We start from the raw sequence: 25,142 nt of genomic DNA, 5'->3' as shown, positions 1-25,142 counted from the left end.
AACTTATACTAGTGAGTAGTATCAAATCTGTCCACATCACAACATGTCAAACAATCGCAAAGGAGTTTGAGACATGAACATCACACGGGACACCTACACGACCAACGAAGCCGCTGAAGTAATCGGCTGCAAACCAACCACCCTTCACACATGGCGACACCGCAAAACCGGCCCGAAATGGCACCGCGTCGCCGGTCGAATCCGCTACTTCAAGACCGACGTCGAAGAGTGGCTTCAGGCCCAAATGGCCTCAGCATGACCCCGAAACGACTAAACCCCCTCAAGTAGTTGCAGCTACCTGAAGGGGACGACCATAAGGAAGAAATCCTCATGAACAACAGTGACCTCAACCTTACACCACTCTGTATCCCCATCGTTACAGATGCACCCCACGGGCAGTACAACATTGACGTGTTCCATGACCCTAGCGACGGCTACACCGCAATCACTTTGAGCGCGACCTTTACCCCTCACCAGGTCGAAGACTTCACGGTTGAAGAGGTAGACGCCCTCATTAAAGGCCTTCTCAAGGCGCGGGTCATTGCGGACGAATACCGCCCCATAAACCTGTACCCCAGCGCGCTATAAACGCCACAGCTCCCTGAAACCACTCGAGACAGCCGCACCCGAAAAGCGTGCTGTCTCCCCCGTGAGAAGCTCCCTCACCTTCACACAGCGCGAAAGGACAAAGCACTCTCCCCACCGACACAGAGGAGCACTTTTCTCATGAACAACAACAGAGTTCGAGCCACGACACTCAACGAAGAGCAAACCAAAGCTTTCGCTGAGTGGAAACGACAGATGGAGCGGAGATTCATGTTCGCTCAACGTTGCGAACCACTCCCCCACCGCAACGGCAGCCGTGGCTACTTCACGGAGGTGTACTAGTGCCTAGCATCACTACATTCAACGCCCGCCACGTCCTAGCGGCCCTCATGGCCGCCCCTCACGACTTCAGTAGCTCAGCTGTAAAGCGCCTACAGGCAAACGACTTTCCCAACTGGATACACCAGACAATTTTCAAGGCGTTAGAGGAAACACTCAACTCGAGCACCAGTGAAGGCGGTGCCCTACTAGTACAGGTGCATGCTCACCTTCTCGAGACAGGTCAACTTAAAGACACCGATAACGGGCTGAGAGCTGAACTGGCCGAACTGGCAAACATTAAAGGCCAACCAGAGATGTTTGCCTCCCTCTCTAAGATTCTGATCTCCGCTCGTTGGAGGAATGAAGCCAAAGACTATGCGGAGCGAATCCTTCAGCACATAGACAGTTCGGAAACAGACCTCATAGCCGCGCTAGCGGGTCTAGAAACGGTACGGCAGCACTATGTAAGGGCCTACCCGTTTCGCCCGGCAGCGGGCCATTTAACGCCGCCCGTCGCTCTTCCAAAGCAATCGACTGAGACGCGGAAGGAAGGACAGGTAGGAGCATGACCACAACACAACTCCCCACCAACAACGTTCAAAGTGGGCAGCGCCCCACACCTAACCTTCTCGAGCGCTTCGTACGTAATGGCACCTGGCTGGAGAAGCAACAATTCCCCCCGCTGCAATTCGCTGTACCTGGAATACTCCCTGAAGGCTATTGCATGCTTGCAGGCCCGCCAAAGGTTGGTAAGTCCTGGCTGGTGGCAAACATTGCCACCGCGTGCGCTACTGGTGGGCACACGTTCGGCTGCATTAAGTCACCCTTACGAAAAGTGCTGTACTTCGCACTTGAAGATGGCGACCGGCGACTACAAACAAGGTTCCGAAAAGTATCCCCTACCGGAACAATCCCCGAATATGTCTACCGCGTGCTCACAGCACCATCACTCGAGCACCTTCTCGCCATTGCACGGCAGTTCCTAAAGACATGCGAGCAACCGCCCGTTATCGTCGTTGACACCCTTGGCCGAATCTCCCCAGGCCGTACCTCTTCCCAGTCTCACTTTGAGGCTGATTACCAACTAGGGGCTACACTCCAGAAACTTGCACAGGAATGGCCCGGAACGACCGTGCTGGCAGTCCACCACACCAATAAGGGCGAACACAGTGACTTCATGAACTCTGTGTCTGGCACACAAGGCGTCACAGGCGCATGCGATGCCGTCCTAGTGCTCAGTCGCGCCCGTGGCGAACGTGACGCCATTATCTCAGTCTCTGGCCGTGACCTTGAGCATGAAGCGGAATACGCCATGAGTATGAACGATGGCCGTTGGGAATTGATGGGCGGCAGCCTTGAAGCCGCCCGCGATAACGCTCAAGAGGTGCGCCGGGCACAACGTGAGTCCGATAACGAGAAGCGTTACGGAGACATGTCTAGGTTGATTATCCAGACTCTCCGTGACAGTGAAACCCCACTCACGGCAAAGAGCATTGCTGAAGCCGTGGGGATAACGAACGATAAAGCCGGTACGTACCTTCGTCGTTTGGAGAAGGCCGGGCAGGCTGAGAAGGTCGAACGCGGACTCTATAAATACGTGTACGAAGTGTACTAAGTGTACTAATCGCAGGTAGAGGGGCACTTTTCTCCCTCCCCTCTTCCTCCCCCTGTGTACGAAGTGTACGAAACTCAACTCCCTCTCTTTTTAGGCAGTGTACGAAGTGTACGAATAGGTCTGTGAATATATAGGCTTTGACCTGGCATTAGGACACTTCGTACAGTTCGTACACCACTTTGACAGGCCACCACCCCCACCCCACTCACACACATTTGTTCGATGCCCCGTAAGGGCATACCTACCACTACACCTAAGGTGAAACCATGAGAAACGAAGAGCGCGACCTACTGGACGCCCTGGAGATGACCGACGAAGAGTGCGACCTACTGGACTCCCTGGCCGCCCCCGGAACTGTCGATGAAATCAGTGATGCGGAGCTAGCCGCCGCCACCGCCGAGCTGGCCGAACTGGGCCGCATGCTCCCCAACCAAGAAGAAGAGCAACGATGATGCGCCGCTGGCACCCGATGACATGGCCAACCTCGTGAATGAGCGTGTAGCTGAGCTGTCCGCTGGCCGGTAACACAAGGGCCGGTAATCACCCCCGTTTCCGCTGGCCGAAACACCTGCTCCCTAGACCCCTGCTTTTGAGCAAAAAGAGCACCCCCGCCACCGATGAAGGTAGTAGGGGTGCTCGTCTCTCGTTATGGGGGTTATCCACGCCCCACAGGTGAGTGTATCGGCCGGGCACGTGACGGGGCGGGCATGGGGCGGTGGCCTAGCCGTTCTGACTGCACGCCCCGGTGGGGGATCATTCTTGCATGGCTGAATTCAATTTTAAGGATGCATATTCGCAGCTGGTGCTGCTGTCGAAGGCAATGGCGACGGTGCTGGAGCGTTACGGCAATGACTCGAAGCTAACGCAGGAGGGGCAGGCGGAGGCCGCCAACGAACACTGTGAGCGGGTGGGCTATAACGCCCTCGTCGAAGAGCTACGCGGAGTCTGGGACATGCTTGTACCGGCTGTAAAGGCTCACTATGAAGCATTGCGCGCTCCGCTGTACCCCGAAGCACGTGGGGCACAGGAAGAGATGGCCGCCGAGCTGGCTGTTGCTCGTATCGCCCGCCGTGGGCATGAGCACCGCCGCGTAAAGCCGGTGTGGGAGGAGCTAGGCCCGGTACCGGCTCGCACTCTCTGGGTTGGGGAGGTTCGCGCTAAGGGTGGGGCGGAGCTGGAGATGATTCGCGCCATGGAGGTGGCAGACCAGCCCGCCCTGTCCGGTGAGGACAACATCGTGACTGCCGCTGAGACGGTCACGCGCTTTGCGAAGCACCAGCTGGATAGCCTCGTGGAGATGCAGAACCTCCCGCCGCGTGAGGGTGCTTATAACGATGAAGCGCTGAAGCAGATCGGCTACTACATGGATAAATTCTTTGCGGAGCCGCTACCCGTGACCAAGGTGCCCACCCTGTCCGCTATCCCTACTAGCCGTTAGGAGGCCGCTGTGGCGACTTTAGGAGAAATAGCGGCAGAGCATCTTAAACAGGCCCGTGAGCGCCGTACACAGCTGTTTGAGGCGGAACGCCGGGGGGAGCCGGTGGGCCGTGAAATCAAGCACGTGGATGACCTTATTGACATGCTTTCGCGGGGCCTAGACCGATTGAAGGAGAAAGAGCAATGAGCACTGAAGCACTAGACCGCGCTAAGGACGAACTGGCCGCTCTACGTGAGCGCGCCGCTGCTGGGGAGCCGGTAGAGGTGTCGGAGATGTCTGCTGCCCTGGCCAAGTTGGCAGACCTCGCCGCCGAGGATGCAGCGATGAAGAAGGCCGAGCAAGAACTGAACGCCGCTCGTGAAGCTGGCGAGAAGAAGCGGGCCGAGAAACAGGCCGAGCTGCTGGAGCAATTCGCCACGGTGCGTGCCGAGCTGGCCGCCGCCGCCGCCACCGCTGAGAAAAAGCACGCGGCAGCAATGAAGCCCGTGAATGAGTACGCCGCCGCCCGCAAGGTGGAGGCAGACCTGTATGAGCGGATGCGCAGCATTGTGTGGGAGGTTGATGCGCCTCGTGATGAGCACGGCAACGTTGCCGATGAGTCGATCCCCCATGAGATTCACGGTGGCCTCGTGAAGGTGGACGGGGAGATTATTCCTGGCCGTAGCCGCCGCCAACTGGGATAGTCCGAAGGAAGGAATTTAGCCCCCGCGCCCATGCTGGTGACGGGGGTAAAAATATGCCATGACCAGCACATATGCACCTAACTGCACGGGGAGTGATAACCCCGCTTTCATTGACCTGGATAGCGCCACAGCTAGCGAAATCAACCGGGCTAAGACCTTGTGCGCCTCGTGCCCTATCCGTATCCCATGCGCCCTGTATGCCCTCACATCTGGCACCACACCAGACGGGCACCCCGCCCCGGCCATAGACGTGGTGATGGGTGGAGTCGCCTGTACCGGCACGCAGCAATCAATCACGGGACTGTATCGGGTGATAGGCGGAGTCGCCGCCTCACCACCGCCGCCGCGCCGCAAGCCCACGCCGCGCACTGTCATAAAGCTGGGCACCCCGTGCGCCTCGTGTGGACGCCCCATGCACAGGTGGACACGCACCCCTGAAGAGATACCCGCTGGGCATGTGATGCACTACAGCAGGGGCTACTGCACGCACTGTAGGGCCGCTCTAAAGCGTGAAGTCATGCGCCACATTCCGAAAGATGAGCGCCGGGGAGCGGGATGGAGAGAGCCTAACCGGGCTAATACGCCGGGCCGAGATGCGCAGCAGGCACGCCGGGAAAAGCTGGCCGCCCTGGCCGCCGCCGCCGCCCAACACGGAGGCACCGTGCAGGACATGATGACATGCGGAGCGCTGGCAAGAGAGCTGGGCCGGGGAGCGGATACAGTCACCCGCCGGGCCGAGAAGCTGGGGGCGCTCGTGCAGGTTGGGGAACGGTGGTACTGCTACGCCCCCGCCGTGCGCCGGGCGCTGGAGGCAGTAGAGCACAGGAAGCATTTACCGTCATGCGCCGCCCTGGCCGAGGAACTGGGGGAGCCTAAGAAGTTGGTCATTGAGGTGGCCAAAGAGCATGGGGTACTCGTGCTTAAGAGCGGCAGAACATACTGTGATGCGGAGGTAGTGCGCCGGGCGCTGGAGGCCGGGCGGGGCGATAGGCTCGCCGCCCTGGCCGTGGAGGCCCACCAGCGGGGCGGGTCTCTGAAGGACATGCAGGCATGCGCTGAGCTGGCCGGGGAGCTGGGCAGGCGTGAGAGCACCGTAAAGAGACGGGCAGAAAAGCTGGGGGTGCTCGTGAAGGTTGGGTATCGGGACTACTGTTTCGCACCAGCCGTGCGCCAAGATTTAACCGCAGATTAGGCCGCCATAGATTAGGAGATAGCCCCGGGGTCACGGCACTATCCGGGGCGTTGGACACGCTCATGTCCTTGTGGTGTGGGGTGGTGGATATTGTGAACGGTCTTACGCACCACCCCACACCCCACACCACTCACTAGACTTTCACGGCTGAGACAAAGGCCCGTATCTATCCCGTACTTTGTAAAAAGTTTCGGACGTACCAAGATGTACCACCATGTACTCTTTGCGCACGTCAACCCCATAACGTGCAATAAAAATCGAACCAGCACAAACAAGATGTAAATAGCACAAACTTACTAACCGTATTCAGTGGGTTCGGGGTTCGATTCCCTGATGGCGCACAATATCACCCCCGCCCGGGTTAGCCGGAGCGGGGGTTTCCTGTTTCTTAATCCCCGGATTCGCGCTCGCGACCGACGGCCACAGACCCGCCAAAGATGTCGAGGCGCTGCGTCTTAGGCCGCCACCACGCGGCCTGCGCCGCCATGAATTCCTTGTGCTCAAACGTCGAGATTTCATCGAGTGCCCGCATATAGTCGGGAACGAGCGCTCGGGGCAGGCGCAGCCCCATCGTCAGGTGCGGGGTCCATCGCGGCCCGCGGCCTTCCGGGTTCGCGGCGCTTAACTGGCGCGCAGCGATCTCCAACTCGTCCGTGGTTTCCAGAAGCCACGCCACGGTCTGCTTGCTTTTCCTCCCGAATACCACCGTCCCGACGCGATGAAACAGCGCCGGCAGTAGCGGCGGCAACAGCGTGCGGGCCTCGTCGACGACTGCGGTCTCGAGCGCCGGCGCAAACGTTACCGTAATGTGCGGGCGCTGGTGCTGCACCGGAAAGCCACGCTGAGCCAGGGCAGCATAGACTTCCCAGATCGTGTCTTCATCCTCCGGGGTGAGGTACAGCAGGAGGTTCTCGGGCGAATTTCGGCTCACACGGCCCGAGTCTAACTAACCTCTCGCAGCGCCACGATGGGTTGCCCGCGGTGGTCCAGCACATCCGTCTCTACGCCGTAGACCTCGCGCAAGAGTTCCTCCGTGAGCACCTCCCCCGGCGCGCCGTGAGCGCGTCCCTTGCCGCCGTGAAGCACGACAAGCTGATCGCACATCCGGGCGGCCAGATTGATGTCATGAATCGCCACCAACGCGAGGCTGCCTTCCTCCCGAGCTTTTGCCCGCACGCGGCCCAAGACGAAGAGCTGGCGGTTGAGATCGAGGGCAGAAGTGGGCTCGTCGAGAAGCATGAGCCCAGGGGTCCCCACGAGCATCTGCGCCACGGCGACGAGCTGGCGCTGGCCTCCAGAGAGCTCATTGAGGTAGCGCTGCGCAATCTCATCGAGCCCCATGGAGTGCAGGACCTCGGCTGTGCGGGTGATTGGGTCCTCGCATGCTTCGCGCCGCGCCGCAATCAGCACCGCCTCAAACGCCCGCAGCGCCGCGGTGTGCGGCAGGCCCTGCGGCACGTAGCCAATGAGCTGGCGGCGCCGCTGCCCGCGCGGGGCTTGGCCGTCGACACGAAAATCAACCGTGCCACCCCGCGCGCGGTGCACGCCGGCGAGCGCCTTAATGGTGGTGGTCTTGCCAGACGCGTTCGGCCCCAGCAAGCCCACCACCTGCCCGCCGCGCAGCGTGGGGAGACTCAGCCCGTCTACCACCGTGCGCGAACCATAGCCGGCGGTCAGATCAGCGATGGTGAGTTCTACGTCCACAATGCCCTCCTCCGGGTCATGACGATGGCGATGAAGAACGGCACGCCCAATAGTGAGGTCACGATGCCAATGGGGATGGCCAGCCCGGGCTTAATGACGAGGCTCAGCGCATGGGCGGCACACATCACCGCCGCGCCCGCGGCCATGGATGCCGGCACGAAGTAGCGTTGGTCCTCCCCCACCAGCATGCGCGCGATGTGAGGGCCTACTAGGCCAATAAAGCCGATGATGCCAGCGAAGGCCACGGTGGTGGCCGCGACGAGTGAGACCACGACGAGCACGATCACGCGCAGACGGGAGGTGTTGACACCGAGGGCGGTGGCGCGGGCATCGCCAAGCCGCAGCGCCGTCAGCCGCCACGACAGCGCGCCCAGGATGGGCAGCGCCACTGCAAGCACGCCGGCTAGCACGGCGTTGGCCTGCCAGCTGGCGCGGGTGAGCGAGCCCATGGACCAGAAAACGATCTGCTGGAGAGCCTCGCTGGAAGAACGGTATTGAATGAGCGCCAGCATAGCCTGAAAGAAGAAGACGAGGCCGATGCCGAGCAGCACCATCGTCTCGGACTTCGCGCCGCGGATAACGGCGGCAACGACGATGATGGCCGTGGCGAGCGCCGCCGACAGCCACGCGATGAGCGCGAGGTTGAACTGCGGCTGGGCCAAAAGCTGCCAACGCAACACGATGGCACTGGCTCCGCCGAAGGCAGCCGCCGCGGAAATACCGAGAGTAAAGGGTTCCGCCAGCGGATTATCCAGGATGGTTTGCATCTGTGCGCCAGCCAGTGACAGGCTGGCGCCGATAAGCAGCGCCATGACAGCCATAGGCAGGCGCAGGCTCCACAGGACTGTACGCGTTTGCTTGTCGACACCTCCCGGATCCACCATCCCCCGCAGCACCTGACCCGGGGTGAGGTCGATGGCGCCGACGATAACGCTGACGACGAAGGCGGCGAGAGCCACGACGATTAGCCCGGCGACGATGGCGATGCGGCGGCGTGTTACACGGGAGTGCTCGCATGCCAGGGCCTCCACGGGAAGAACTGCGGTTTCTGCGCGCGTGGTCCGTTCAGGGCTTGCCGAGCGCCCGGTTGATGTGAGAATGCTCATGACTAATTGGTGCTGAAGAAGGTTCCGTCGCCTGGGACGGGCGAGTATTTCTCTTGGGCTTCTGCCCATTCTTGCTGCACGTTGACGTCTGCGTAATCCTCCGGGTGGAGCCACGCGGCGATCTGGAGGAGTGCTAGGTAGTTGAAGGGCGAGTTGTAGAACTGGTGCCACAGGCCGTGGAGGTTGTGCCCCTTGACGGCGGAGAGGTCCTCAAAACCAGGTTGGACGCCGGCCAACGTGGCAGCGCTGTCGTGGGCATCCTTATCGCTGATGCCATAGCCGACGGCAGCGAATCCGGTGTGCCCTTTTGCGTTATCAGCCTTGGCGGACCAGTCGCCGCCGGTAGCAATGATCATGTCGGGATCAGCATCGATGACCTTCTCCGGGGTCAGCGCGCCGGACTCACCTTCGATGATGCCGTCTGCCACGTTCTTCCCGCCGGCGACGTTGACCAGCTCAGAAATGTTGGAGTCGTTCCACGAGCCACAGCAGTCGGAAATACCTGCTGCGCGCCACACGAAGGTAGAGGGCTTGCCCTGCGCCTTGGTGGCGCGCTCGGTCACCAGGTCCACGTTCTTTTGCCAGTCCGCGATGAACTCCTCCGCGCGGTCCTCGTGGCCAAAGATATCGGCGAATATTTCCATGGTGGGGACGGTGTTCTCCAAGGGCTTGGCGCGGAAGTCTGTGACGGCATAGGTCAGGCCGGCCTGGTCCAGCTTGTCAGTGAGCCCAGCGGTCTGGGAGGCTTCGTACTGATCCTTGGAGAGCACGATGAGGTCCGGGTCGAGGCTGATGAGCTCCTCCACGGTGACGTCGCCCTTGGTGAAGCCGCCGATTTCGGGCAGCTCGTTGACTTTGGGCGTGGCCTTTTCCAGCTCGTGGTAGTAGTCGGGCACGTTCTGCTTCAGGTCCGATCCGATGGCCACGACCTTGTCCAGCGGATCTTCCTTGTTAAGGATGCCGGTGGCAAAGACGCTGCGGCCCTCTCCCAGGATTACGCGTTCTGGCTCGTGGTCCAGCTCCACTTGGCGGCCGGCAAGGTCTGTGAAACTCACAGCGGCGGCCCCTTGCGCTCCCGTTGACTGCTCGCTGCCGGCATCGGCATTGTCGGAAGCACAGCCTGCCAGCGCGCCAGCCAGCGCCGTCACAATGGCACACGCTCCTACCACTCGCCCCGCGCGGTGACGGGATGCCTGAGCTGCAGGCGTCGATACGTGAAGCACGATTTCTCCTTCAAACTTTCGTCTTGTGGTCTGCACGGAGGCTCATACTACACCGGTAGGTAAGGCTACCCAAAGCTTAGATAGGATAGGCAATACTTCTACTAACGCATACCGAGCTCAAAAATGCCCCACCCCGGACATTTCCCAAGGCAGGGCTTCTACGCGCGCAATCGCGCCCAATGGCGCTAGCCGGCGTTAGCGGCGCTCAGCAAGCAGGCGCTGCAGCTCCTTGATGTCAGACTTGCGGCGCTTGGAGCGGAACACGGAGAAAGCAATGAGGCCTACGACGGCAGCGCCCACGCCGGCGAGCGCCATCTGCACGTTGCGCTCCTGCAGCTTCTGGGTGGCCGCGCCCTTGGCGTCCTCGACGAGGTTCTGCGGCTTGCTGCGATCAGCCAGCTCATCCAAGGTGCTAGCCAGCTGACGGCGGGTGCGCTCGATGTCGCGCTGGATATCATCAATGTTGCGTGCCACGTGAATCTCCTGAATTTTGGCTTCGTTCGGTGTTGTTGCGGTTAGTGTCTTTCTAACCGTTGAGGTTCTAACGTGGACATTCTACATTGACCACCGGCTCCCCTGCAGAGTTGGCCACGTTTTGTCTCAGCTGTGCTGCGGCGAGCGAACTGAGATTCACCAAAGAGTCCTAAGGGAGAGCACGGTAGGCTATACACCATGACTGAAGCACAACGACTGTCCGTGGGTGACAAAGCCCCCGCTTTTTCCCTCAGCGATGATGCCGGCAACACCGTAAGCCTGAGCGACTATGCCGGCCAGCGCGTCGTGGTTTACTTCTACCCGCGCGCCAACACCCCTGGCTGCACGAAGGAAGCCTGCGACTTCCGCGATAGCCTAGAGCAGCTCAATGGCATGAACATCGCCGTGGTGGGCATCTCCCCCGACAAGCCCGAGGCCCTGGCTAAGTTCCGTGAGGACCACGAGCTGAACTTCCCGCTGCTCTCTGACCCCGATAAGGAGGTCATGACTGCGTACGGCGCTTTCGGTGAGAAGAAGAACTACGGCAAGATCGTCCAGGGTGTTATCCGCTCCACGTTCCTCGTCGAGGAAGACGGCACCATTGGCCAAGCCATGTACAACGTCAAGGCCACCGGCCACGTCGCCCGCGTGCTCAAGGGGCTCAACTAAACCGTGGAATCTAGCTCGAAGTCTCCGGAGATACTGGTCCCGAGGCGTCGCCCAGCGCAGGCGCGTAGCCGGGCCAAGTATGACCGGATTTTGTCCTGCGCGCGTCAGACGCTCGTGGACCATGGCTTCGAGTCTTTTACTTTCGATGAGGTCTCGCGCCGCGCAGAAGTGCCGATTGGCACGCTGTATCAATACTTCGCCAACAAGTACGTGCTGATCTGCGAGCTTGACCGCCAGGACACCGCCGAAATGCTGGCGGAGGTAGAGCGATTCTCCCAGCGCGTGCCGGCCCTGCAGTGGCCGGACTTTCTCGAGGAGTTCATTGATCGCATGGCGCGGGTCTGGCGCGAGGACCGTTCGCGCCGCGCGGTGTGGCATGCCGTGCAGTCCACGCCGGCCACCCGCGCCACGGCCGCTGATACGGAGCTGTCTCTGCTCAAACCTATCGCCGAGATCATCGAACCACTTGCCCAAGGCATGAACGAGTCCGCCCGAGTGGAAATTGCGGCCTTCCTCGTCCACACCGTAGTCTCGCTGCTCAACTACAGCACCATGCGCTCGGAGGAGAGCTTCGATGGCGTGGTGGAAGAAATTAAGCGCATGCTCATCGCCTATCTCTTTGCCATCGCCACCAGCGCCTAGATCATGGCGTGGGTTATGGCGTGTGCCGCGAAAGGTGCACGATAGCGGTGGCGTAATCACCATCATGGCTGATGGACAACGCCGGTGAAAAATCCCCCAAGGACTCCCGCGCGAGGCGGGCAATCTCCCCCCGCAGCTCGAGTGCTACGCGCCCCCACGCATCGGGGCGGACCTCAATCTCGGCCCAGTCCACGGCCTCCTCCGCCAGGACCGGCGGATGCCCGTAGAGCGCTTGCGACCACGCCTTGATGAAGGCCTCCTTCGCTGCCCAGCGCCCCGCGAAGTGCTGCGCGCGGGCGGCACCGCTCAGTCCACGGGCCTGCGCCACGCGCAGCTCGGAAGCGCTAAAGACCCGCGCAAAGCGCGTTCCGGGAAGCTCCAGCTGCTGGGCAAAAGAAGGGATGTGCACTAGGTCGGTGCCCACGCTCACGCCGCTCACTGTCATACGGGCCAGCTTAGCTGCCCCACAGCGCGTTCTAACGCGCTAGCTCTTGCTTGAGCTCCTCCAGCTCATCGCCGCCGGCCATCCATTGGGTCAGCTCCGGCAGCGTGACCTCCTCCTTGGAAGCGTCGAGAGACATCTGCCCCACCGTGAGCACGATGAAGTGATCTCCCACGAGGTAGGCGTGCTGCGGGTTGTGCGTAATGAACACCACCCCCATGCCGCGTTCGCGGGCGGCGTCGATAAAGCGCAGCACCATGCCCGATTGCTTCACGCCGAGCGCGGCGGTCGGCTCGTCCAAGATGATGTAGCGCGCGCCGAAGTAAATGGCGCGAGCAATGGCGACCACCTGGCGCTGGCCGCCGGAGAGGGCGGAGAGTTCCACGGAGACGTCGCCAAGCTCAATGCCCATCTCGGCCAGCTGGTCATGCGTAATCCGCTTCATCTCTTCCTCCCGCAAGCTCCCCAGCGCCCCGGTGAGTTCCTGGCCCAAGAAAAAGTTCCGCCACACCGATAACGAGGGCACCAGCGCCAAATCCTGGTACACGGTGGCGATACCGGCGTCGAGGGAATCGCGCGGGCTGGTGAAGTTCACCTCTTCCCCATCGACGGTGATGGTGCCGCCCGTGGGCTGGTTGAGGCCGGCGAGGATCTTGATCAGCGTGGACTTGCCCGCGCCGTTATCACCCAGCACGCAGGTCACTGCGCCTTCCTTGACGCTGAGGTTGATACCGCGCAGGGCGTGGAAGTTGCCGAAGGTTTGGGAAATATCGTGCAGCTCAATCATGGTTATCGCTTCCTCGTAAAGTTGGCCACCGAGGTGTTCGTGAGCACGGCGAAGAGCAGCATGGCGCCGAGGAAGAACTTGAACCAGTCGGGGTTCCAACCGGCGTACACGATGCCCTGGTTGGTCATGCCGAAAATAAGCGCGCCGATGGCGGTGCCCACCGCGGTACCGCGCCCACCGGTCATGGAGCAGCCTCCAATGACCGCAGCGATGATGTAGAGGAACTCGTTACCAATGCCTTGGCCGGCCTGGATGGAGTCGAAGGCAAAAAGGGTATGCATGCCCACGAACCACGCTGCAAATCCGACGAGCATGAACAGCGCCACCTTGACGCGGCGCACGGGAACGCCGACGGCGCGGGCGGCTTCATCGTCGCCACCAACGGCGAAGATCCAATTTCCCCAGCGCGTCTTGTAGAGCACCCACGAGGCAATAGCGACGAAGAGGATCCACCAGATGACGGTAGCGCGGATGCTCAAGCTGCCGATGTGGATAGTGCCGGCAAAAATGACGCGAGCAGAGCCGAAGCCCTCCATGTCCGAGATAATCGGGGTTGCTACCTGGCCGGTGACCAGCTTGGTAATCGCCAGGTTGAGACCCTGCAGCATGAGGAAGGCCGCCAGGGTGATGAGGAAGGAGTCAATCTTGGTGCGCACCACAAGGAAGCCGTTGAGCGCACCGATGGCCAGTGCGGTGATGAGGGACAGCCCCACGCCCACCCACGAGTTTAGGTGGAAGTTGTAGTTGAGCATGGTGGCCACGAGCGCCGCGGAGGTCACCGCCACGCCGGAGGACAAATCAAACTCATTACCAATCATGAGCAGGCCCACTGCTAGGGCCACAATGCCCAGCGTGGAGCTGGCGTAGAGCACCGTGGAGAAGGCCTCCACTGAGCGGAAGGCGGGCGCCACAATCATAAAGAGGACGAAGATGACCACAGCACCGAGCAGGCTGGCCAACTCTGGGCGGCGGATGAGGCGCGCGAAACCGCTGCGACGGGTCAGGCGCGTATCGGCGGGGCTAGATAGAGCCTCGTCTGATGCAGTAGCGGTTTCGCTCATCGCAGACCTGCCTTAGCGGATTCGGAGATGATGTCCACGTTGGTGGAATCCACGAAGGAGGGACCGGTGTACACGGGGCGGCCGCCGCCCATCGTGGAACCGTTGCGGTGCGCCAACCACAGCGAGTCGACGGCGAGGTAGCCCTGCATATAAGGCTGCTGATCGACGGCCCACTCTATGCGGTTGTCCGCGATGGCGTCGACAAGCTCGGCGTTGGTGTCGAAAGTGGAGACCTTGGCCTGGGAGGAGGCGTCAGCAACCGCGTCGGCGGAGCGCATCGCCACGGAGGCCTGCAGCGCCATGACCCAGTCAATGGACGGGTCCTGGCTCAGCTTCGCGTTGATGGTGGACTGCGCAGCAGTGAGATCCTTGCCGTTGACGTACAGGATCTCCACCTTGCCGTTGTCCAGCCCGTCCTTCACGCCGGCGCAGCGCGACTCCTGAGAAGAGTTGCCTTGCTCGTGGATGACGCACAGAACGTGCTTGGCGCCATCGTCCTTGAGGCGCTCACCGGCCTTGGTGCCGGCGACCTTTTCCTCTTGGCCGAAGAAGGCGCTCATGCCGTACTTCTGGTAATCATCCATGCCGGCGTTAAGCCCCACGGTGGGGATGCCGGAATCCGCAGCTTTCTTGGCCACAGGGCCAATCGCCCCAGAGTTAGGCATGGTCACGGCGATGCCGTCCACGCCGGAATCGATGGCGGACTGCACCAAGTTAGCCTGGTTGGGCGCTTCCGGGTCGGAGGAGTAGCGCAGCTCGATGTTGTCCTTGCGGGCGGCATCCTCCGCACCTTTGCGCACGAGGTCCCAGTACGTATCTCCCGGCGCGCCGTGGGAAATCATGGCGACGACAAGACGCTCGGTGTCGACGCCACCGGCTAGCTCGCCGTCCGCTTCGGGGCGGGGCGCACCACCGGTGGCGGAGCAAGCGGCAAGAAGGGTGGCAGCGGCTACCGAAATAAGGCCTAGTAGTGGCTTCTTAGCTTTATTCACCCTTGCATGGTGCCCCAGATTGGGGGACTTCTCCAACCCACCTGACCTGCTTCTTTATCGTTCCAGAGGGTGCACGCTGGGGATACTCTAGCGCCCGCTACCCCCGTTGTGTTGTGTTTCCTCCCTCCGGATCCAGGGTGCCTCCGCGCAAGCGCGCGGACTCGCTCAGCAACGCTGCGGCCTCTCTTTCGGTCACCTCGGTAGCTGGGCCCGAGCCGAGGTTGCGGTTCACCGGCCTCTCGTACAGCGCTGCTCCACCTCGCATGGCATCTTCTAGGCGCCGCAGACCACGCCGCTCGCGATCGGTAGCGGCTGCCCGCCAGGCTTCGGCCACGCCCCCACCCTGCTCCCGAGCCAACGCAGCAAAGAAAGCACCCGGGTGGACCAGCGCGATGAGGGCGGAAACATGCCCGAAGCCCAGGGAGGTCACCAGGCCCGCCTTCGGCGGGGTGCGGCGAAGGTCCAACGGCTGGCGCAGCCACAGCAGGTGCGAGTGACGGCGCAGCACGGGATCGACGCAATCAAGCGAACGATTCGGCGGGAGAATTCCGCTGCGCAGCACCTGGGACAGCCCCACCAGCTGGAAGGCGGCGGCACCGCCCTTGGCGTGCCCAGTCAGGCTCTTCTGCGAAACCACATACAGCGGGTTGCCGGGGCTGCGGCCGAGTGCGGCGGCGATGCGCTCGTGCAGATCCGATTCGTTGGGGTCGTTGGCGTTGGTGGAGGTATCGTGCTTGGACACCACCGCGATATCGTCCGCGCCCACGCCGAGGGCCGCCAGCGAGCGGGCCAGGCGGGAATTCGTGCCGCCCCGCGCCGCCGAGAGTGCACCCAGGCCCGGCGCGGGGATGGAGGTGTGCGCGCCGTCGGCGAAGGACTCGGCAAAGCCCACCACGCCGAGCACCGGCAGCCCCATCTGCGCTGCGAAGGATCCCCGGGCGAGCAGGATGGTTCCGCCGCCTTCGGATTCCACGAAGCCGGCGCGGCGGCGGTCGTTAGCGCGGGAGAAGAAGCGGTGCTCAATCCCCTTCGCCGCCATCTCGGCACTATCGGCCGTGGCCGCCATGTCACCAAAGCCGGTAATCCCCTCGATGGACAGGGCGTCGATACCACCGGCCACGACGAAGTCCGCCTTGTGCAGGCGCAGCTTGTCGACGCCCTCCTCCACCGACACCGCCGCCGTGGCACAAGCGGCCACCGGGTGCACCATTTGGCCATAGCCGCCGACATAGGACTGCATCACGTGCGCGGCAATGACGTTGGGCAGCGCTTCCTGGAGGATGTCGTTGGGGCGCGGCTGGCCCAACAGCTTATCGACGTACAGCGAACGCAGCGCCTCCTGGCCTGCCATGCCGGTCCCCTGGGTGGAACTCACGCGCGCCGGGTGGACGTGGGCCAAGAGCTCGGCCGGGCTGAAGCCTGCGGAAAGGAAGGCATCCACGGTGCACACAAGGTTCCACAGGGCGAGGCGGTCGAGGTTATCCACCATGTCCGCGGGGATGCCGTAGACCTGTGGGTCGAAGCCCTCCGGAATCTGGCCGCCCACAAAGCGGGTCATGGTCACGCGCCGCGGAACCCGCACCGACGAGCCTGCGGGCCGTGTGACCTGCCATTCGACCTCACCGTTCGGATCAGTGACGCGGCGCAGCGTAGCGCCTTCGCAGCTATCAACGAAGCTGCGCGCCGTCTCCTCGTCCTGCACAGTGAAGCTCAGCGGCTTCTCCAAGTAGATGGTGGTCAGCTCGGGCGCGAGGTTATCCACCATGGGCAGGTGCGGGCCGAAGTCATCGTGGAAGCGCCGCACACCAATCCCGGCGAGCACCTCGTCGTGGAAGCGCGCGTAGACGTCTTCCTCGGCTATCTCCTCGCCTTCGGCAGTCAACCAGCCGGCCGTGTGCTCATCCCAACTGATGAGCCCGCGGCTCCACGCCAGCTCCAGCACGCCAGCCGCAGAGAGCTCTCCACCGACCTCCGCCTCATAGCGGGTACGCGAGGAGCCCAGCGGACCGAGCTCTCCCGCGCCAACGATGACCACCATGTCCTCGAGGGACTGCGTCACCGTGTTGAAGTCGGGGCTGGTCCACTCTGCAGGCTTCAACACATTCGGCAGGGCCTTCGCCGTTCGCGGAGCCTTCTCTTCGCCCGATCTAGCAGCTGCGCTCGATGCATCTGCATCCTCTGACTGTGAATCCCGGGCAAGCGCGGCTAGGTCTAGCTCGGCCTCGGCCAGCCCGCCGGTGAGGTCAAAACTCAGCGGTGAAGACGCTGCCTGGGCGCGAATGTGGGGGGAGGCGGTGGCGTCGATAAGCTGCACCGCCATCTCCTTCGCCGAGAAGGTCCGCACGCCGCGGGCCTCCACCTGAGCAACCAATGGATCGTTGCCGCCCATCAGGCCGGTGCCGCGCACCCACCCGATGTGGGCATGCACCAGCGAGGTCCGCGCACCCCAGCTGGATTGCTCGGAAGACCAGCGGTTAACCAAGGCGTCGAGGGCCGCCTTGGCCTCGCCGTAGGCGCCGTCGCCGCCGAAGCGCCCGCGGTTCGGCGAGCCCGGAAGCACCACGTGTAGCCGGTGGCCAACATGTGTATCCGCGCCCACGGCGGACAGCGACGCGATGAGCTTCTCCACCGACCACAGCAGCAGACGCATCTGGGACTCCGCCCCTGCCCCGGCATCCACAAGAGTGCCGGCCACACGCGGCGCGGCGAAGGGGAAGAGAAGATCCGGCACGTAAGCAGGCTTGAGCTGTACGGACTTTCCGCCCACGATGGCGGTGTGCTCCGCCGCAATCCATTCCACGAGCGCATCCACGTCCGCGAAGGAACTAAGGTTTGCTGGAACCACCCACAGCGCTGCCGCCCCGACGGCCCGGCTGCGGTAGAGCTCCTTATAAAACTCCAGGCGCTCGTGTTTTAGCTGGGAGGTCGTCGCGATGACGGTTGCGCCCTCCGCGAGCAGTTCACCGATGAGTTCGGCGGCAATCGAGCCCGGCGAGCCACCCGTCACCACGGCTACTTGGTCAGCGAAGAGCAACCCGTCGGCCGGGGTGCGGGCATCGCGGGCCAGATGCTCATAGCCGAAGTGCTCGGCTAGGAGCGCAACTTCCTCGCCGGCGCCCAACACGTCCAGCTCGGGCTCTGCTTCCCCGGCGGCCGCCGCGCGAGCGATGTCCTCGCGGGCGCTGGCCCAGCGGTCGTCGAGAAGCACTGCCTTGCGCGCATCAAAAGCGGGGGCGACGCGCTGCTGCCAGTCCGGCCCCAGCTCCGTGGCAACGAGTTGCTCCAGCTCCGTGTGTGCTGCGCTGTCCCCCTGCTCAATCGGGGTCTCCTCACGGCCGAGGGCGGCGAGTGCGGCGCGGGCGGAGTCCTCCAGCGCCGATTCAAGACGCTCGGTATAGGCGCGCACCGCCTCCGGGTCCACGGTCTCGTGTGGCGTTGCCGCTGCGGCCTTCTGCAGCGCGATTCCTTCGCACTCGCCGGCAGCGCGCACCGCGGAGTCGATCAGTTCATCGAGCTCAGCTACCGACACCACGGCAGTCATGGGCAAGCTAGCCAAATCCCCGCCGCGCAGCGAGGAGCCCTCGCGCGTGCCCAGGACCAGCTGTACCGTCGCGTGGTCGGCCCATCCAGTGCCCAATCCCCACGTACCGCTCACACGCTCAGCCACGTAGCCCGGCTTCTTGCCCGCCGGTCCCGTCAGCCGAGTCAGTGCCTGCGAGACCTGCTCTCTGAGGACCTCCCCGAAGGTTGCATAACCCGGCGCGCGCTGAGCCACGCTCTCCGCCAGCTGCGGGATGGCAGCATCCGCGGCATTCTCGATGGCACTGATGCCGAATTCCGATCCGAGGTCGACGAGCAACTGGTTGCGGCGGGAGGACACGCCTTCCACGAGGGTTTCGATCGAATCAGTCGGCGCGATCTGGTCGGGGCGGACCTTGGTCCACAGCGCAATAAGCATCTCGAGGGCCTGGTGCACGCTCAGCGGGAGGTCCTCGATGGCGGCCGGCGCCTCCTCACGGGGTGCCTGCACGGTTTCTTCCTGGTGTGCCCTGTCGATTGCCTGCCTCGACTCAGATTCGACCGATTCCGCTTCGGCGCTAACCGGTTGTGCGGCATGCTCTGCGACCGCCTTCGCTGCTGCCTTGGGCGCCGACTCGGCGTCTTCGGCAAAGACTCGCCCGCGGTCGCGCTCGTAATTCAGCACCTCGATGTCGGTACTGCCCGCGTACTGGGGCAGGCGCAGGGTTTGGCCCAGCATGTTGGTCAGCGTCGGCGCGGCACCAACGCCGACCTCGATGAAACGCTCCACGCCGAGCTGCCCGAGCAGCAGGTCCTGAGTCTCTATCCAGCGCACGGGGGAAGCAAATTGCCAGGCCAGAAGCTCGATGAGCAGGGTGCGGCCCAGGCGCGCCGGGCTCGCCACGGCACCATCGAAGTCCGCGAGGATCTCCGCGATGGGTTCCGAATCCACCACCGCGGCGATGGATTCCACGAACTCGCGGCTCAGCGCGAAGGGCCGTGCCACGAGGTTTGGAATATAGCGCCCCACCAGCACCTCAAGGTTGACCTCCTGAGGGATGAGGGCGTTAAGATGCGCGCGGAAATCCGCCACGCCGCCCACTAAGCGGGAGGAGTGGAAGGGCACGTCAATCCCCGGAATGGGGATAACGGCACGCTGCCCAGGGGCGCGGTGCTCGGCGTCATCCGCCAACGCATCCAGCCCCGCTTTCGTACCGGCCACTGCATATTGTCGCCCGGCGATATTGTGGTTGACCACCTCAAGGAACTCGCCCGTCTCCGCGGCCACGCCCGCGACGTGGGCGAAGGCTTCGGTCGCGCTCATCCCCATCTTGTGCGGGCGCAGCGCCGCCAGACCGTAGAGCGACTGGCCCGCGGCATCGCGCTCGACCAGATGGTGCATGGTCAGCCCGCGGACATAAACGATGTCCAGGACCGCCTCCAAGGACAGGACCTCGGCATAGGCGGCCAGGGCGTTGTACTCGCCCACCGAGTGTCCAGCGAAGAAGGCACAACTTTCAAGGACCTCGGATTCTTTAAGCGCTGCAATCTGTGCGCAGCCCAGTGTGGCCATGGCCACCTGCGTGAACTGCGTCAGATACAGCACGCCATCCGGGTGCGTGAAGGTCTCACCAGCCACCACCACGGTGTCGGGGTTGTGGCGGACGATCTCCAGGATGGAGAAGCCCAAGCTTTGCCGCGTGTGCTCATCCGCACGCTCCCACACGGCGCGCGCCGCTGCGGATTCTGCATAGTCCTTCATCCCCATCCCCGGGGGTTGGATGCCCTGGCCCGGGAAGGCGTAAAAGGTGGTCGGGCTGCTCATCGTGGCCCGCGCCTGCAGCACCGGCACGCCCTGGCTGGTGGCGGTCACGCTGCGGACCTCGCCGTAGCCGCCGCTCTTGTCAACACCCACCCGTTCCACCTCGAACTCCACCTCACTGCCGGGAAGCACGGGTGCAAGCCAGGTAACGGACCACTCGAGGACGCGAGCGCCGTCGAAAGCCACGGCTGCTTGCGCCAGCGCCGAGGTCCACATGCCGTGGACGATCGGGCCTTGACGATGCCCCGCCAGTGCCGCAGCGTTCGATGACAGGTGGATGGGGTTCCTATCCCCCGTTACAACGGCGAAGGGCCGCAGTGATTGCGGTGCCACCGCGGTGGTGCGGTGGCGGAAGGAACGCGGAGTCTCCCGGAAGGAGGACTTTACGCTGTCTTCTTGACCGTTTTCTCGCACGCTGCTTTCTGACGCATCACCGCGGCGCCCAGTGATGAGGAAGCGCTCGTGCAACTGCGCGAACTCATGTTCTTCGCCGTGCACGGCGACGTTGACCGCAACGCTCACGTCGACGAGGCGTCCCGAGGGCGTATCGCGTACCTCCTCCAGCTCGGCGGTGTAGCGCAGGTCCAAAGGCTCAGCTCCCGGCGCGGTGCTGCTGCGAAGCAGCTCCCAGGTGTCTGGCGTGAGGCTCAGCGAGTGCTCGAGGTGGACGAGGTCAAGGAAGCCTTCGACCAACGGCTCCCCAGACTCTGTGTGGGCACTGGCCAGGACAGCGAAGAGTGCCGGCCAGGCGTGACCAAGGAGGACATCGGGCGAGACAGCAGTGCTCATCTCCCCGCTCGTCACCGCACCATGCTGGGCAATGTCGGTGGCGCTGAGGTGAACGTTGACTGTTGCGGTCCCGGAAGCAACGCCTGGCAGGTCACCGCCGGCGGCTTGGCGCAGCAGCTCCCGCATGGCGGATTCGGCATCGTCGACAGTGACCAGTGGTGAGGCACCCGGAATACGCGGCAGAGTGATGCGCACACGCAGCCCAGCTCCGGAGTGGAAAGGAACGGTCAACCACATGGCGTCCTCGCCCCTAGCTTCCAGCTCGGCCCCATCAAGGCCAAGGCGCAGGGGGTTGGGCTGCTCGCGCCCGGCCCAATTCAGCCCCGGGGCGCGGCGAATGAGCTCTTCAGTGCTGAAAGCGGGCTCGCCAGAGTCATCCTCGGTCTGGTCAAGAAGCGCAAGTGCCGCCTGTTCGAAGCGGCCAAGTATCTGCGCCACCGGCTCGTTAGCCTGCTCGATTCCCTCAACAGCCGCCGTGCCGGGGATGATGCAGACCTCATCGGCCTCGTAGTGTTCATCGTGCGCCTGCCACAAGGTGTCGCGACGCCAGCGGCGGCGCACGTCAGAATCGATGACCGGCACAAAGTTTGCGGGTTTGCCCGGTCCATCCACGAGTTGAATGAACCACGCGGCGTCGGTCGGGTGCAGCGCGGCGTCACCGTAGAGTTCGGTGAGCTGTGCACTTGCCTCAGCTGGGTTTTCGCGGTCAACCTCAACGCGCAACTCAATCTCGCCGTGGTCGGTCGGATGAAGGCGGGCTTCGGCGCGAGCCACCATGCGCGTGAATCGACTCAACCAGGATTCATCGACCCAGCCGTCCAGGTAAGACAGCTCAAGGTAGCGCTGCAGCCACTCGGAATAGGACATCTCATCGAGGTCCCCGAAATAGGGCTTGCACGTGCGCCCGATGGCCTCAATGATCTCCGCGCGGCGGGTCTCCACGACCGCGGCATCGCCGGCCACCTCATCCAAGAGCCGCCCGGCGCGGGCGAAGGAATTATCCAGCTCATGAATGTCCGCACCCAGGTCCGAGCGGCCCGATATAACGTCCCCACTGTGCGCAGCGACGAGCGCCTGCTTTACCGAATTGGATGCGGTGGATTCCTTCGCCGCCATGGCAGCGGTGCCCACCATGATGGCATCGACTGGTGCTGCGGGCAGACCGTAGCGCTGCGCCCACGTGCCCAGCAGGTACTCTGCACCACGCGCTGGGGTACCGATTCCCCCACCAACGGCGAGAAGAACATTAGCCCTCTCACGGATTCGCGCGTAGGTAGCAACAAGGACCTTATCGAGGCCTTCTAAGGAGTGATGCCCACCAGCCTCACTGCCTTCGATCTGCATGATGACGGTGGCGTCAGGGAGAGCATCGGCAATGCGGAGAACCTCCTCCACCTGCGCTGACGTTCCCGGTTTGAAGGCGACCCAAGGGATGTTCGCGGCGTGGAGCTTTGTTACCAGCTCTATCGCCTCCTCCACGGGCGGAATGCCAGCGGAAATCACTACTCCGTTGATAGGGGCTCCTCCTGCACGTGCTCGCAGAATCGAATTCGGCCCCTCGATCTGGCGGCGCCACTGGGAGGCCGCGAGATACAGCGCGTTGAACTGGGCATTCACCCCTGGCTGCAGCAGCCTGCGCAGTACGCGCAGGCTCTCCTGCAAGATGTCATCGGTGTGCTGGCCCCCGCCAGCCAGCTCCGCCCAATGCCCGGCGTTGGCGGCTGCGGCGACGATTTCCGGGTCCACAGTGGTGGGGGTCATCCCGGGGAGCATAACCGGTGAGTAGCCGGTGGCCCGCGTAAAGGCAGTCGCCAGACGCCCGCTTTCAACGCGCGGTGTCCACTCGGACCACGCACGGGGCAGAGACGGTGCGCGGCCCGGTTCCACGAGCTGGGCCAGTCCTTCCGCCGCCCCCACGGCAAGCGTGCCCACGCCGCGTCCAGCAACGAGATCGCGTGTCAGCGGCTCCACCCCGCGGGTGGGCCCGACTTCAAGGATCCAGTGAGCCCCAGCTTCGAGCGCCGAGTCAACGCGCTCGGGCCAGTCCACGTAGTCCGTGAGCACGGCGCGCGCGAGCTGCGCGGTGGACTCTGGCTCCAAGCCAATTCGCCCCGCCCAGCTTTCTACCTGATCCACCGCACACTGCATGGTGGGATGGTGGAATGCGGCTGAAACCTCAAGGTCGGTGACAACGACGGCGGCTGACTCCCCTTCCCGCCCTTCCTTAAAGGTCGAGTTCTCCTGCAGCGCAGTCTTCACCCGGGCGAGCTCAGCCGATGTTCCGACGATGACGAAGCGCCCACGGCCATTGTCGAGTCCGATGTGTGCTCCGGCTTCGCGCAGTTGCTGCCTCGTCGCGCCCGTCACCGCCGCCATGGGCGCGCCCTGTGCGGTTCGCATGAGCCCAGCGCTGCGCGCGGTGGTTACCATAGCCGCGCCGATGAGGCGTGCCAACGCCAGGGCCTCCGCAGGTCGCATGTGCTTCTCCACCACCGCTGCGGCAAGTACTCCCTGAGAATGCCCGATACTCGAAACGGCATCCTCGAGTTCTATCCCGTGCGCGCGCAGGCATTCGAGCACCGCCAGCTGAGCGGTGAGGATGCCGGGGGCGGAGAGTGCGGCGTCGTCCAACGCTTGTGCCCTCCCTGGCTCCCCGTCCGCCCACACCAGTGGCGCAAAACCGTGCGGCGCAACGGGCAAGAGTTCTTCCTCCAGAGGGGCAAGGAGTTCCTCAGCTTCGGCGAGGTACTCCGCTATGCGCGGTCGCACGCCGGCTGCGAGGGCGCTGCGCAACGTCGGCAGCCAGGCATAGCCTTGTCCGGAGAAAGAGAGTGCGAAGGGCTCGGCGTCTAGGCGCGACGCCAAAGACTGGAAGACGCGAAAATCAGACACCTGCGCTACTCCCCCAAGGTGCGCGCCACAAGCTGCACGGCCTCATCGAGGGAAAGATGCGTTGTCGGCTTCGGCATACCGCAAAAGACCTGGCAGGCGTGATCCGGGATGACCTCCGCCGAGCGGGTAAGGCCGCGCTCAGCGAGGTAGTCGTCAAAGAACATATCGATACTCATACCGTGTGCCGATTCTACCCACTAGGATCAATTCGTCATGGCCCCTCGTACCCCGTTCTTCATCGCCGCGCTCCTCAACGCCGCGGTGGCTGTGCTCGTGGCGATCGGCCTGCTCCTCCCCTCCCCGGCTGCTCCCCCAGCGGCGGGGCCGAGTGCTTCCACAACGCCAGCGACACCCTCGCAAGAAGCCCCCACAGAAGAACACTCCGAGGAAACCGTGCCCGCGCCGGAGATTGGTGACGCTCTCACCGCCCTAAATTCTCTGGAGGTCAAAGGCCGCGCGCCCAAGACCGGCTATGAGCGCGAAGAGTTTGGCCAGGCGTGGTCCGATGACGTCACGGTGGACTTCGGCCACAACGGCTGCGATACCCGCAACGACATCCTCCGCAGGGACCTAGATTCGGAAAGCCTCGTGCTCAAGGAAGGCACCCACGACTGCGTGGTACTGTCCGGCACCTTGCACGATCCCTATTCGGGCCAGGACATTGAGTTCCAGCGCGGGGCACAGACCTCACGTGCGGTGCAGATCGATCACGTTGTGGCGCTGGCCGACGCCTGGCAGAAAGGCGCCCAGCAATGGTCACCCGAAAAGCGCCGCAACTTTGCCAATGACCCACTCAACCTCCTGGCCGTCGATGGCCCTCTCAACCAGCAGAAAGGCGCTGGCGATGCCGCCACGTGGCTGCCGCCCAATAAAGGTTTTCGCTGTGAGTATGCACGCCGCATCGTCGAGGTAAAAGCGGTCTATGAAATCTGGGTCACGGAAGCAGAACAAGATGCACTGAGCCGGCTGCTGCATGCTTGCTGAGCGTTCCTTAATTCTTATCTATTCAACGCAATCCCCCTGCACACTACCCCCAAACTATGCGCATATTATTCACTCCCACCCAGGCAATCAGGCATGATTTGTGAGCCCAAAGAAGCTTTCAGGCCCTGCGCCGACACCCCCATGCCCGCAAAATTCTATAGGCCAACTAATATGTAATTAATACAAAGTTTCACACACGGGGAGCACCCCCATGAAACAAAAACAATCATTATCCCTCTCC

Annotated in this window: 22 protein-coding genes and 1 pseudogene; 12 read left to right on the top strand and 11 right to left on the bottom strand. The window is 63.0% G+C overall.

Annotated elements, in window-relative coordinates; translation table 11 throughout:
- Window positions 1–73: 73 nt before the first annotated feature.
- From HMPREF2932_RS07420 to HMPREF2932_RS13825, 9 genes and pseudogenes are all read left to right on the top strand, one after another.
- Window positions 74–259, top strand: coding sequence for a helix-turn-helix domain-containing protein (locus HMPREF2932_RS07420; RefSeq protein ID WP_071409923.1), 186 nt, complete (start codon window positions 74–76; stop codon window positions 257–259).
- A gap of 71 nt (window positions 260–330) precedes the next feature.
- Window positions 331–588, top strand: a complete 258-nt coding sequence (locus tag HMPREF2932_RS07415; RefSeq protein ID WP_071409922.1) for a hypothetical protein — start codon at window positions 331–333, stop codon at window positions 586–588.
- Between the two features lie 299 nt (window positions 589–887).
- Complete coding sequence (locus tag HMPREF2932_RS07410) at window positions 888–1,436, top strand: hypothetical protein (RefSeq protein WP_071409921.1); 549 nt, start codon at window positions 888–890, stop codon at window positions 1,434–1,436.
- The gene (locus HMPREF2932_RS07405) at window positions 1,433–2,482 is read left to right on the top strand and encodes an AAA family ATPase (protein WP_071409920.1); all 1,050 of its coding nucleotides are present in this window, start codon (window positions 1,433–1,435) and stop codon (window positions 2,480–2,482) included. The genes HMPREF2932_RS07410 and HMPREF2932_RS07405 overlap by 4 nt, the downstream gene beginning before the upstream one ends.
- A gap of 266 nt (window positions 2,483–2,748) precedes the next feature.
- A complete protein-coding gene (locus tag HMPREF2932_RS07400; RefSeq protein WP_071409919.1) occupies window positions 2,749–2,934 on the top strand; it encodes a hypothetical protein in 186 nt (61 codons plus the stop codon).
- A 311-nt stretch (window positions 2,935–3,245) separates the two neighbouring features.
- Entirely contained in the window at window positions 3,246–3,920 is a 675-nt protein-coding gene (locus tag HMPREF2932_RS07395) for a hypothetical protein (RefSeq protein ID WP_071409918.1), read from the top strand.
- A gap of 182 nt (window positions 3,921–4,102) precedes the next feature.
- Window positions 4,103–4,603, top strand: coding sequence for a hypothetical protein (locus tag HMPREF2932_RS07390; RefSeq protein WP_071409917.1), 501 nt, complete (start codon window positions 4,103–4,105; stop codon window positions 4,601–4,603).
- A gap of 58 nt (window positions 4,604–4,661) precedes the next feature.
- Window positions 4,662–4,805, top strand: a pseudogene (locus tag HMPREF2932_RS14015) (WhiB family transcriptional regulator); the annotation flags it as partial.
- Window positions 4,806–5,120: 315 nt separating this feature from the next.
- Window positions 5,121–5,795, top strand: coding sequence for a hypothetical protein (locus HMPREF2932_RS13825; protein WP_246818641.1), 675 nt, complete (start codon window positions 5,121–5,123; stop codon window positions 5,793–5,795).
- 388 nt (window positions 5,796–6,183) lie between these two features.
- Here the strand turns inward: HMPREF2932_RS13825 and HMPREF2932_RS07380 are convergent, their stop codons facing one another.
- The 5 genes from HMPREF2932_RS07380 to HMPREF2932_RS07360 all read right to left on the bottom strand — a co-directional run bounded on the left by HMPREF2932_RS07380 (window position 6,184) and on the right by HMPREF2932_RS07360 (window position 10,302).
- On the bottom strand, window positions 6,184–6,726 hold the full coding sequence (locus HMPREF2932_RS07380; protein ID WP_071409915.1) for a 2'-5' RNA ligase: 543 nt from the start codon (window positions 6,724–6,726) through the stop codon (window positions 6,184–6,186).
- Between the two features lie 11 nt (window positions 6,727–6,737).
- Window positions 6,738–7,499, bottom strand: coding sequence for an ABC transporter ATP-binding protein (locus HMPREF2932_RS07375; protein WP_046647345.1), 762 nt, complete (start codon window positions 7,497–7,499; stop codon window positions 6,738–6,740).
- Window positions 7,490–8,605 carry a FecCD family ABC transporter permease gene (locus tag HMPREF2932_RS07370; RefSeq protein ID WP_232745235.1) on the bottom strand — a complete coding sequence of 372 codons (1,116 nt, stop codon included), beginning with the start codon at window positions 8,603–8,605 and terminating at the stop codon, window positions 7,490–7,492. Before HMPREF2932_RS07370 ends, HMPREF2932_RS07375 begins: the two co-directional genes overlap by 10 nt.
- Window positions 8,606–8,607: 2 nt before the next feature.
- Complete coding sequence (locus HMPREF2932_RS07365) at window positions 8,608–9,828, bottom strand: ABC transporter substrate-binding protein (protein ID WP_084739004.1); 1,221 nt, start codon at window positions 9,826–9,828, stop codon at window positions 8,608–8,610.
- Window positions 9,829–10,023: 195 nt separating this feature from the next.
- Complete coding sequence (locus HMPREF2932_RS07360; RefSeq protein ID WP_046647347.1) at window positions 10,024–10,302, bottom strand: DUF3618 domain-containing protein; 279 nt, start codon at window positions 10,300–10,302, stop codon at window positions 10,024–10,026.
- Window positions 10,303–10,500: 198 nt separating this feature from the next.
- Here HMPREF2932_RS07360 and bcp point away from each other — a divergent pair, with 198 nt between their 5' ends.
- Together bcp and HMPREF2932_RS07350 are read left to right on the top strand one after the other, a co-directional pair.
- Complete coding sequence (gene bcp, locus HMPREF2932_RS07355; protein WP_046647348.1) at window positions 10,501–10,971, top strand: thioredoxin-dependent thiol peroxidase; 471 nt, start codon at window positions 10,501–10,503, stop codon at window positions 10,969–10,971.
- 3 nt (window positions 10,972–10,974) lie between these two features.
- Window positions 10,975–11,613 (top strand): TetR family transcriptional regulator, encoded by a 639-nt coding sequence (locus HMPREF2932_RS07350; RefSeq protein WP_046647350.1) that lies wholly within the window; start codon window positions 10,975–10,977, stop codon window positions 11,611–11,613.
- 13 nt (window positions 11,614–11,626) lie between these two features.
- Here the strand turns inward: HMPREF2932_RS07350 and HMPREF2932_RS07345 are convergent, their stop codons facing one another.
- The 6 genes from HMPREF2932_RS07345 to HMPREF2932_RS13570 all read right to left on the bottom strand — a co-directional run bounded on the left by HMPREF2932_RS07345 (window position 11,627) and on the right by HMPREF2932_RS13570 (window position 24,093).
- Complete coding sequence (locus HMPREF2932_RS07345; protein ID WP_071409913.1) at window positions 11,627–12,058, bottom strand: holo-ACP synthase AcpS; 432 nt, start codon at window positions 12,056–12,058, stop codon at window positions 11,627–11,629.
- A gap of 31 nt (window positions 12,059–12,089) precedes the next feature.
- The gene (locus HMPREF2932_RS07340) at window positions 12,090–12,842 is read right to left on the bottom strand and encodes an ATP-binding cassette domain-containing protein (protein WP_071409912.1); all 753 of its coding nucleotides are present in this window, start codon (window positions 12,840–12,842) and stop codon (window positions 12,090–12,092) included.
- Window positions 12,843–12,844: 2 nt separating this feature from the next.
- On the bottom strand, window positions 12,845–13,903 hold the full coding sequence (locus HMPREF2932_RS07335) for an ABC transporter permease (RefSeq protein WP_070702290.1): 1,059 nt from the start codon (window positions 13,901–13,903) through the stop codon (window positions 12,845–12,847).
- Window positions 13,900–14,895: a substrate-binding domain-containing protein gene (locus HMPREF2932_RS07330; RefSeq protein WP_070509737.1), complete on the bottom strand. Its 996-nt coding sequence runs from the start codon at window positions 14,893–14,895 to the stop codon at window positions 13,900–13,902. The genes HMPREF2932_RS07335 and HMPREF2932_RS07330 overlap by 4 nt, the downstream gene beginning before the upstream one ends.
- Before the next feature lie 97 nt (window positions 14,896–14,992).
- Entirely contained in the window at window positions 14,993–23,917 is an 8,925-nt protein-coding gene (locus tag HMPREF2932_RS07325; protein ID WP_071409911.1) for a type I polyketide synthase, read from the bottom strand.
- Window positions 23,918–23,922: 5 nt separating this feature from the next.
- Window positions 23,923–24,093: a hypothetical protein gene (locus HMPREF2932_RS13570; protein WP_168166988.1), complete on the bottom strand. Its 171-nt coding sequence runs from the start codon at window positions 24,091–24,093 to the stop codon at window positions 23,923–23,925.
- Between the two features lie 37 nt (window positions 24,094–24,130).
- On the opposite strand from HMPREF2932_RS13570, the gene HMPREF2932_RS07320 reads away from it, so the two are divergent.
- Window positions 24,131–24,901, top strand: coding sequence for an HNH endonuclease family protein (locus HMPREF2932_RS07320; protein WP_071409910.1), 771 nt, complete (start codon window positions 24,131–24,133; stop codon window positions 24,899–24,901).
- Window positions 24,902–25,142: the final 241 nt, after the last annotated feature.

Origin of the sequence: Corynebacterium sp. HMSC074H12, assembly GCF_001813755.1 — a bacterium.
Lineage (GTDB): Bacteria > Actinomycetota > Actinomycetes > Mycobacteriales > Mycobacteriaceae > Corynebacterium > Corynebacterium hiratae.
Note: the sequence above shows the minus strand (reverse complement) of the source record. Positions and strands in the feature narration are given on the sequence as shown.

Coding starts and splice junctions, on each gene's coding strand:
- HMPREF2932_RS13825 (WP_246818641.1), top strand. CDS start 5,121: ATGCGCCACATTCCGAAAGATGAGCGCCGGGGAGCGGGATGGAGAGAG.
- HMPREF2932_RS07320 (WP_071409910.1), top strand. CDS start 24,131: ATGGCCCCTCGTACCCCGTTCTTCATCGCCGCGCTCCTCAACGCCGCG.
- bcp (WP_046647348.1), top strand. CDS start 10,501: ATGACTGAAGCACAACGACTGTCCGTGGGTGACAAAGCCCCCGCTTTT.
- HMPREF2932_RS07405 (WP_071409920.1), top strand. CDS start 1,433: ATGACCACAACACAACTCCCCACCAACAACGTTCAAAGTGGGCAGCGC.
- HMPREF2932_RS07345 (WP_071409913.1), bottom strand. CDS start 12,058: ATGACAGTGAGCGGCGTGAGCGTGGGCACCGACCTAGTGCACATCCCT.
- HMPREF2932_RS07390 (WP_071409917.1), top strand. CDS start 4,103: ATGAGCACTGAAGCACTAGACCGCGCTAAGGACGAACTGGCCGCTCTA.
- HMPREF2932_RS07400 (WP_071409919.1), top strand. CDS start 2,749: ATGAGAAACGAAGAGCGCGACCTACTGGACGCCCTGGAGATGACCGAC.
- HMPREF2932_RS07370 (WP_232745235.1), bottom strand. CDS start 8,605: ATGAGCATTCTCACATCAACCGGGCGCTCGGCAAGCCCTGAACGGACC.
- HMPREF2932_RS13570 (WP_168166988.1), bottom strand. CDS start 24,093: ATGAGTATCGATATGTTCTTTGACGACTACCTCGCTGAGCGCGGCCTT.
- HMPREF2932_RS07340 (WP_071409912.1), bottom strand. CDS start 12,842: ATGATTGAGCTGCACGATATTTCCCAAACCTTCGGCAACTTCCACGCC.
- HMPREF2932_RS07395 (WP_071409918.1), top strand. CDS start 3,246: ATGGCTGAATTCAATTTTAAGGATGCATATTCGCAGCTGGTGCTGCTG.
- HMPREF2932_RS07415 (WP_071409922.1), top strand. CDS start 331: ATGAACAACAGTGACCTCAACCTTACACCACTCTGTATCCCCATCGTT.
- HMPREF2932_RS07420 (WP_071409923.1), top strand. CDS start 74: ATGAACATCACACGGGACACCTACACGACCAACGAAGCCGCTGAAGTA.
- HMPREF2932_RS07335 (WP_070702290.1), bottom strand. CDS start 13,903: ATGAGCGAAACCGCTACTGCATCAGACGAGGCTCTATCTAGCCCCGCC.